Origin of the sequence: Trinickia sp. (assembly GCF_051954495.1) — a bacterium.
GTDB lineage: Bacteria > Pseudomonadota > Gammaproteobacteria > Burkholderiales > Burkholderiaceae > Trinickia.
The window spans coordinates 38754-47489 of sequence record NZ_JBQCHR010000152.1 but is presented as its reverse complement, the minus strand read 5'-3'; the positions used below and the strand labels follow the sequence as shown (position 1 = coordinate 47489).

At 63.0% G+C, this 8736-nt stretch carries 8 protein-coding genes and 1 pseudogene; 7 read left to right on the top strand and 2 right to left on the bottom strand.

The features are described from left to right. From ACTHNR_RS20555 to ACTHNR_RS20525, 7 genes and pseudogenes are all read left to right on the top strand, one after another. The coding region (locus tag ACTHNR_RS20555; protein ID WP_440549502.1) for a zinc ribbon domain-containing protein at window positions 1-238 on the top strand (238 nt) is incomplete at its 5' end. A gap of 386 nt (window positions 239-624) precedes the next feature. Further along, the gene (locus ACTHNR_RS20550) at window positions 625-2241 is read left to right on the top strand and encodes a peptide ABC transporter substrate-binding protein (RefSeq protein ID WP_440549504.1); all 1617 of its coding nucleotides are present in this window, start codon (window positions 625-627) and stop codon (window positions 2239-2241) included. Window positions 2242-2253: 12 nt separating this feature from the next. Beyond that, complete coding sequence (locus tag ACTHNR_RS20545; protein WP_440549501.1) at window positions 2254-3192, top strand: ABC transporter permease; 939 nt, start codon at window positions 2254-2256, stop codon at window positions 3190-3192. 10 nt (window positions 3193-3202) lie between these two features. Beyond that, window positions 3203-4108: an ABC transporter permease gene (locus tag ACTHNR_RS20540; RefSeq protein WP_440549500.1), complete on the top strand. Its 906-nt coding sequence runs from the start codon at window positions 3203-3205 to the stop codon at window positions 4106-4108. A gap of 2 nt (window positions 4109-4110) precedes the next feature. Beyond that, window positions 4111-4890 (top strand): annotated as a pseudogene (locus ACTHNR_RS20535) (ABC transporter ATP-binding protein); the annotation flags it as partial. Window positions 4891-4912: 22 nt separating this feature from the next. Further along, the gene (locus tag ACTHNR_RS20530; protein WP_440549499.1) at window positions 4913-5941 is read left to right on the top strand and encodes an ABC transporter ATP-binding protein; all 1029 of its coding nucleotides are present in this window, start codon (window positions 4913-4915) and stop codon (window positions 5939-5941) included. A 6-nt stretch (window positions 5942-5947) separates the two neighbouring features. Continuing rightward, window positions 5948-7489 carry an OprD family outer membrane porin gene (locus ACTHNR_RS20525; RefSeq protein ID WP_440549498.1) on the top strand — a complete coding sequence of 514 codons (1542 nt, stop codon included), beginning with the start codon at window positions 5948-5950 and terminating at the stop codon, window positions 7487-7489. A gap of 158 nt (window positions 7490-7647) precedes the next feature. On the opposite strand, the gene ACTHNR_RS20520 is transcribed toward ACTHNR_RS20525, so the two are convergent. After that, entirely contained in the window at window positions 7648-7893 is a 246-nt protein-coding gene (locus tag ACTHNR_RS20520; protein ID WP_440549497.1) for a hypothetical protein, read from the bottom strand. 254 nt (window positions 7894-8147) lie between these two features. Then, on the bottom strand, window positions 8148-8717 hold the full coding sequence (locus ACTHNR_RS20515) for a TetR/AcrR family transcriptional regulator (RefSeq protein WP_440549496.1): 570 nt from the start codon (window positions 8715-8717) through the stop codon (window positions 8148-8150). Between the last annotated feature and the right edge of the window lie 19 nt (window positions 8718-8736).

The following is an 8736-nucleotide window of genomic DNA, read 5'->3' as shown; positions in this document are numbered from 1 at the left end:
GCTCCGTTATAAAGCGATCGCGCACGGGGCGCAGTTCGAGGAAGTGAACGAAGCGTTTTCTTCCGTAACCTGTTCTGCGTGCCATGCGCGCAGCGGCCCTAGCGGGCTGAAAGGCTTGCGAATAAGAGCATGGCGGTGCGGTGGTTGCGGTTGTGTACATGATCGCGACATCAATGCTGCGCTGAACATTCTCCGATGCGGACGTGCATCGCCAGTTGTGGGAATCACCCGTCTTTAGGCGGGCGAGGACGTCAATGAAGGTTCTCCCTGATAGGTCGAATGACGTTCGCACGTTGTGCGTGCATGGCCTGAACGCCGGCATGTGCGCGCGGTAGCGCGCGTCGTCTTTCTTCTGCCTGCGCGAGCTTACTCCGTTGCGAGGTGCTCGTGCAGTCGCACCCTAGTGCAATTATTCGATTGCTCTAGCGTCCCAAACTTCGAACCCATAGCGTCGCGCGCGATTCTGATTGGGGGCGCCTCACGCGTCACTTCGGGTCTGCACCAGAGGCGCCCTCTAACGGTTGATAGCTGCACAGGAAGACGGGCGCATGTTCTGATGTGTCCATGCAATCGGTCGATTGCGTTCTTCCCGCCGTACTCGTATTCAATTCGTCATTCGCCACCATGAAAGCCACGCATTGGTTTGCGACGGCGCTATTCGCGCTCGTCCTCGTCGCATCACACGCCGCGCACGCGGCGCTCATTGCCTCCGACGTCAAGCTGGCTCCGGTGCAAGCCCTCACGCGCCAGCTTCCGGCCGAAATCGAATCGCTCGATCCCGCGCATATCGAGTCGTGGTCCGCCAATACGGTCGGGCTCGATCTGTTCGAAGGTCTGACGCGCATCGATGCGAGCGGCGCCGTCGTCCCCGGCGTCGCGCAGTCGTGGACGCGCATCGGGCCCGACACCTGGCGGTTCACGCTACGCCCGGACGCCAAGTGGAGCGACGGCGCGCGCGTGACGGCAGACGACTTCGTCTATGCATGGCGCCGCGTGCTCGATCCGCAAACCGGCTCGAAGTATACGGTGCTGGCGGAGTTCGTCAAAAATGGCAAAGCGGTGGTGGCGGGTAAAGTGAAGCCGTCGGCGCTCGGCGTGCGCGCGCTCGATCCGCTCACGCTCGAAGTGCAGACCGAGACGCCGGCTGCGTTCTTCCCCGAACTGGCCGCGATGTCGTCGATGGCGCCGGTGCCTCGGCACATCGTCGAGCAAGCGCGGGACGGGTGGACGAAGCAACGTCCGCTGGTTGGGAACGGCGCTTACGTGCTCGACGATTGGCAGCCGAACAATCGCCTTGTCCTTTCGAAAAACGGCCGGTATTGGAATGCGCATGCCGTCGCGCTGACGAAGGTCACCTACGTCCCGATCGAGGACGACGGCGCCGCCTTGCGCATGTACGAGGCGGGTCAATTCGACTACACGTATCGCATCCCGTCGGGCCTTTATCCTCGAGTGTCGAAGCAATTCGGGCCCGAACTGCGCGCCGGCATGCAGATCGCCACGTATTACTACAGCCTCGACAACCGCGATCCGGCGTTCAGGGACAAGCGCGTGCGGCAGGCGCTGTCGATGGTGCTCGATCGCGATCTGTTGACCAAGCGCCTGCTGCAGGCGGGCGAGGCGCCGATGTACGGGCTCATCGCAAACGGCACCAAGAGCGCCAGCCCCTTCGTGCCCGATTGGGCGAGCTGGCCCATGCAAAGGCGCATTGCCTACGCACGCGCGCTGCTGAAAGACGCTGGGTACACCGATGTGAAGCCGCTGGCTTTCACGCTCACGTACAACACGAACGACTTGCACAAAAAAGTCGCGCTGTTCGCCGCTTCCGAATGGCGCGCAAAGCTCGGCGTGCAAGCGAAGCTGGAAAACGTCGAATTCAAGGTGTTGCTTCAGGCGCGTCATGAGGGGAAAGTGCAAGCTTCGCGCGATGGTTGGTACGTCGACTACAACGATGCCATGTCGTACTTCGACGTCCTGCGCTGCGGCAGCATTCAGAACGACCAGCGCTATTGCAACCCCAAGGTCGACGCACTCGTCGAACAGGCGAACCTGCTGCTCGAGCCCGACCGGCGCGCGGCATTGTTGACGCAGGCTCACGCGCTGGCGATGCAAGACTACCCGATGATCCCGCTGTTTCAATACTCGGCGGATCGTCTCGTCAAATCCTATGTGGGCGGATACTCGGCGACGAACTACGTCGATCAGCGCGCATCGCAAGACTTGTACGTCATCGCGCACTGAGGCGGGGGACCGATGCTCGCCTACACCTTGCGCCGAACGTTATGGGCGATTCCCACGATGCTGGGCGTCGTCACGGTCTGCTACCTGCTGCTGCATGCGACGCCCGGCGGACCATTCGACTCGGAGAAACAGCTTTCCGCCGCCGCGCTCGCCAATCTCGACGCGAAATACCACTTCACCGAACCATTGTGGCGGCAGTACCTGCTCTACCTCGGTGCGCTCTTTCGAGGCGATCTGGGCGCGTCGTACCGGTATGTCGATTGGAGCGTCAACGAACTCGTCGCGAAAGCGCTGCCCGTCAGCCTCGGCATAGGCGGTGCATCGATTCCCATCGCACTGGTTTTGGGTATTGCGTTAGGCGTGGCGGCGGCCGTGCGTCGCGACCGGCCGATCGATCGATTCGTCATGCTGCTGGGTAACACGGGCAATGTCGTTCCGCCGTTCGTTCTTGGTCCCGTCCTCGTTTGGGTTTTCGCCATCGTGCTGAAGACGCGCGAGGGGCACGGGTGGCTGCCCGCGGGCGGATGGGGCGAAGGCGCATGGACGCATCGTGTCCTACCGATTGCGTTGCTGGTCGTCATCAACGTATCGACCATCGCGCGCGTGATGCGTGCCAGCATGATCGAGGTGCTGTCGAGCAACTTCATTCGGACCGCGCGCGCAAAAGGGCTGCCGCCGCGCATCGTCGTCTGGCGTCACGCGCTCAAGCCGGCGCTCATGCCCGTCGTCTCCCTGCTCGGTGCGATCGCCATTTCCTCGATCACTTCGGCTGTTGTCACCGAATCGGTCTTCGCGCTGCCGGGCTTGGGGCAACTCGTCGTCAACGGCGCGATCAACCGCGACTACACGCTCGTGCTCGGCATCGTCGTACTCACGACGGTTGCCGCCGTGCTCTTCAACCTGCTCGTCGATCTCGCCTATGCGTGGCTCGACCCGCGTATTCGGTATTGAAAGGATCTCCATGGCGCCTTCTTCTTCTCCTTCTTCTGAGCTTTTCGACGCATCCGATTCCGAACGCGGCCCACTCGGCAGGCGAGCGCGATTCGCCGCTCGCTTCATGCGTAATCGCACCGCGCTCGTGTGCTTGGCGATCCTCGTCACGATCGCGCTCGTCTGCTTCGCGGGCCCACTGATATCCGGGCAAGACCCTGCCCGCAACGATTGGGCCGCCCTGGCTTCGCCGCCCACGTTAGACGGCGGACATTGGTTCGGCACCGACGAGCTGGGCCGCGATCTGTTCGCTCGGACGCTGGTAGGCGGACGCGTTTCCCTCGAGGTGGGATTGCTCGGGACGAGCGTGGCTTGTCTGATCGGCGTCGCTTACGGCGCCTGTGCAGGCTACTGCGGCGGCCGTGTCGATGCGGTCATGATGCGGATCGTCGACCTCATGTATGCCGTGCCGTACATGCTGATCGCCATCCTCGTGATGACGCTTTTTGGCCGCGAGTTTTACTTAGTTATCCTAACGATCAGCGCATTTTCGTGGCTAGATATGGCACGCATGGTGCGCGGGCAAACGCTTTCGCTGCGCACGCGCGAGTTCGTCGACGCCGCAAGGGCAATCGGCGTACCGGGGCACGCAATCATCTTTCGCCACATCGTGCCGAATCTGCTGGGCATCGTCGCGGTATACGCGACGGTCATGGCGCCCGGCGTCGTGCTGACCGAATCGGTGCTGTCGTTTCTCGGGCTAGGCGTGCAAGAGCCGATGACGAGCTGGGGCGTACTCATCGAGGACGGCGCGCAAAAGCTCGAGGCCATGCCTTGGTTGCTGCTGGGCCCGGCGGCGATGCTGTGCACGACGTTGTACTGCGTGGGTTTCGTCGGCGACGGCTTGCGTGACGCACTCGATCCGAAGGAGCCCTGAACATGGCGCTGCTGGAAGTGGAGCGATTGAGTGTGCGCTTCTTGCGCCGGGGCGCGTCACCGGTCCATGCGGTGCAAGACGTGTCGTTTTCCGTCGAAGCGGGCCGCACGCTCGGCATCGTGGGCGAGTCGGGATCGGGTAAGAGCCAAACGGTGATGGCGATCATGGGATTGCTGGCGCCGAACGCGAGGGTGAGCGGCGCGGCGCGCTACGACGGGCGGGACATACTGCGGCTGGATGGGCGTGCGCTCAACGCGTTGCGGGGTGAGCGTATCGCCATGGTCTTTCAAGATCCGATGACTTCGCTCAATCCGTTCTTGACGATCGAGCGGCAGTTGACGGAGTCGCTGCAAACCCATCGAGGAATGTCGCGTCGAGCGGCGCGCCTACGCGCGGTTCAAGCGCTCGAACGCGTCCATATCCCCGATGCCGCGCGCCGCATGGGCATGTATCCGCATCAATGCTCGGGCGGCATGCGCCAGCGCATCACGCTCGCCATGGCGCTGCTCACTCGGCCGCGGCTTTTGATCGCGGACGAACCGACGACCGCGCTCGACGTCACCGTGCAGGCACAGATTGTCGAATTGTTGCGCGAGATCACGCGTGATGCGGGCATGGCCACGATTCTGATCACGCACGATATGGGCGTCGTGGCCGGGCTGTGCGACGACGTGGCGGTGATGTGGAGGGGACGCGTCGTGGAGCAGTCCGATGCCGTCTCTTTGTTTGCCGCGCCCGCCCATCCGTGCACGATGGGCCTCATGAATGCGGTGCCCAGACTCGACGTATTCGAGGAGGTCGATCGTGGATGAGTTGGCGCTGCTGCGCGTGCGGGACCTGAAGGTGACGTTTCGGGTGAAGCAAGCGGCCCATCCCTGGGCGATGGCCCGTCCCGGTGGAACGCTGCGCGCGGTCGACGGCGTGTCTTTCGACGTGCGGCGCCGCGAAGCGGTGGGGCTCGTCGGCGAGTCGGGTTGCGGCAAGTCGACGCTGGCGCGCGCCATTGTCGGCCTTGCGCCGATCGCAAGCGGCAGTGTCTGCTGGCGTGGCCGGGAGACGGTCGATGGTCCGCACCGGCCGCGCGATGAAATGCGATGCCTGCGGCGCGAGGTACAGATGATTTTTCAAGATCCGCTCGCGTCGCTCGACCCGCGCATGACGATCGAGCGGATCGTTGCCGAGCCGCTCCTCACGCATCGCCCGTGGATGCCGCGTGCCGAGGTGGCCGCGCGCGTGCGCACGATGCTCGAACGCGTGGGTCTCGATGCGAGGCACGCCTCTCGCTATCCGCATGAATTCTCCGGCGGGCAATGTCAGCGAGTGGGCATTGCACGGGCGCTCATCGCCGAACCGCGGCTCGTCATATGCGACGAATCCGTCTCCGCGCTCGATGTGTCGATTCGCGCGCAGATCGTCGATCTACTGCGCGATCTGCGGCGCGAGCTCTCGCTATCGATGCTGTTCGTCGCGCACGACCTTGCCGTCGTCAAGGCGATCAGCACGCGCGTGCTCGTCATGTATCTCGGCCGAATCATGGAATTCGGCGAGTGCGCGTCGATCTACGGCGCACCTCGGCATCCCTATACGCGTGCGCTTTTGTCGGCCGTGCCCGTGCCCGATCCGCTGCGCGAGCGCAACAGGCGCCGCGTGCTGCTGACCGGAGATTTGCCTTCGCCGGTCGATCCACCGTCGGGCTGCGTATTCCGCACGCGCTGTCCCAACGCCCTCGAAGCATGCGCCCAAGGCGTGCCGCCGCTCGAGACATACGGTGGCGGACGTTCGCACGTGGCCTGCATTCGCGCGGGCCACATCGATTCCACAAACCGAATATAAGAAGCCATGAGACGATATACAACAATCGATGGCGCCTCTCGCGCCGTCGCGGCGGCGTGTTGCTGCGCCGCCATGGTCGCCTTCTGCCCAACGGCGCGCGCCGACGAAGCGCCGATACGCGCGCCGATGGGCGCGCCTCTTCCCGCACCGCCGGCCTTGGTCGCTCCGATGCCGGAAAAGCCCGTCGCCGATAGTGCTCCATCGACGCAAAACAAATCGGCAAAGCTCGCACAAGAGGCAACGACGCCCAACGCCGTGGTCAGCGCCGAGGCGGGATTGACCGTAAAACCCCCCATCGGTCGATCGAGTCAAGCGGCTAGCAACGGTCTCATCGCCGACAGCCGGCTCAACCTCGAATGGCGCAACTACACCGACTACTTTCACGCGGCCGGTTCCAACCATCGTCATGCGTGGGTCGAAGGCGTGCAGGCCAAATTCGAATCGGGCTTCACGCGTGGCCCGATCGGCTTCGGCTTCGATGCCGCGCTGTTCGGCGCGCTCAAGCTCGACGGAGGACGCGGGGCGGGCAACATGGTGCATGTAGGCAAGCACGGCGGCGGGGAGAACCAGCTTGCCTGGGCCTATCCCGGGCTTTACGCAGTGAAGGCGCGCATGTCGGAATCGACGCTGACGTACGGACTTCAAAACGTCTCGAACCCGTTCCTGGACCCGCATGACAATCGTGCGCTACCGCCTGCGTTCCTGGGCGCGGCGTTGCTCAGCCGCGAAGTCAAAGGCCTTGCGCTGCAAGCCGGCAGTTTCACGAAGGTCGCCGCCCGCGGTCATACGAATTTGACGGGGCTGCGTACGACCTACGGCGGCGTGCCATTCCAGCGCGTGAGCTACGCCGGGGCCACGTGGGACTATTGCGCGAACGGTTCGGCGTCCCTCTATGCCGATCAAGCCGACGACGTATGGCGGCAATACTATGCCTCCCTTCAGCACGCGATCGGCGCGGTCGATACCGTCAGGCTGACAGGCTTCGCGAACGTGTATTCGACGCATGACACGGGCGCTGCGCTGCAGGGCCCTCTCGAGAACAACGCCTACAGCGTGTCGCTGTCGGCGCAGCACGGGCCGCATGCGCTGCTCGTCGGTTATCAAAAGATACTAGGTGATCAGTTCTTCGATTACATCGACGAAACCGCCGGCGTCTATCTCGTCAATTCGATGGATGTCGACTACAACGCGCCGCATGAGCAGTCGCTGCAACTGCGCTATACGTTCGACGGAAAGTACGCGGGGTGGCCGGGCTTGCAGGCGACAGTGTGGGCGCAGCAAGGGTGGGGCGCCGACGCGTCGGCCGGGGCGGGCCGATACGGCGTGGGCGGACCCTCGTTCAGCGCGCTCTACTTTCGGAACGGGCAGCCCGTGCACGGCCGGCATCACGAGTTCGGATTCATTCCGACGTATGTGGTGCAGCATGGGCCATTGAAGAACGCGAAAGTCACGTTCATTGCGGAATGGCATGTGGGCTCGGCTTATTACTCCGACAGCACCAATCAGTTGTATCGGCTTTTGGTCACGCTGCCGGTGCGCGTGTTCTAACCGTCGATGCGTTTGCGGCGGTCCTTTTGGCCGCCGCAAACCTTCGCAAACGTGGGCAAACGTCAGCAAACAAAAAAGCCGCGATGGAAAAGCCCGATGCCGGGCCATTCGGAAATTAAGCGAGGGTGCGGAAAAAAGGAAATGGGCTTCCGGTAAATTCAACGAGCGTGCTGCTCGCCCGGTAATTCTGCCCCGTGCGCACGAATTGCCGCGATGAGCTCGGCCGGCGTGATCTCGTAGCGAACTTCCCGGTGGATGCCGGGCTTGCGTTCGTCGATTTCGATCAGATGAATACTCTTTCCGTCGTCTGTCGCTTCAAGCCGCAAGGTGCGGACGACATGTCCGCCCGTGTCGTGGATTTCGGTGAGCAGGGCCATTGCCCCGGAAGAGCCGGTGGTGCGCATCGAACATTTCCTCGAGTCGTGGTGAAGCGATTGTACGGGCTTACAGAGGCTTATGTCTGTCGCCGAGCGCGCATAGCGCTCGTACGGCAGGCAGGCGCGCGCCTCCCGCCCATTTCATGCCAATGAGTGTATCGCGAAGTCCAGGCGCGCCAGCGTCTTTTAAAAGTGCACGAACACAAAGCGCCACACAAGGTGCGCTTGGGGCTTGACGCTCCGCAAGACTTCAACACCGGCGCGACGGCCGGCGTAGATCGTCAGGCGACGTGCACGCGCTCGTTTTCGATCAACGCTTGCGCGATCTGCCATGCGTCGCGCGCGGCGTCGACGCGGCCGCTCAACTGCCGCGCGAGCGTGGCGCCGTCGAGCAGCAACGCGCAGCGGCGCGCTAGGCGCTCGGCCGTCTGGCCGTCGAAACGCTCGTCGAGGATGCGTTGCATCGACTTGACGAATGCGTCACGTTGCGCTTCCGACGCGCTGAGGATCTCGTTCGCTTCCGCGTGGAATTCGGCGGCTGCATGAATGAGCATGTTGCCGGTGAACGTGTCGGAGCGAAACCAGTTGTCGTGCCATTGGAAAATTGCATGAAGCTTGTCCAACGCATCGGTGTGCGCCGCGACGGCCGCTGCGATCCCGGCCGCGAGGGCCGCGCCTTGTTCGTTCAAGACTTCGACCACGAGCCGGCTCTTGGAAGGGAAATGCTTGTACATCGTCATCTTCGCCACGCGCGATTCGGCAATGATCCGATCGATGCCGACGGCGTGAAAACCGAACTGAGAAAATAGCCGAGTCGCGGTGTCGATCAGCGCTTTCTTTTTTTCGCTCATTTAGAGGCCCGCTTCTATA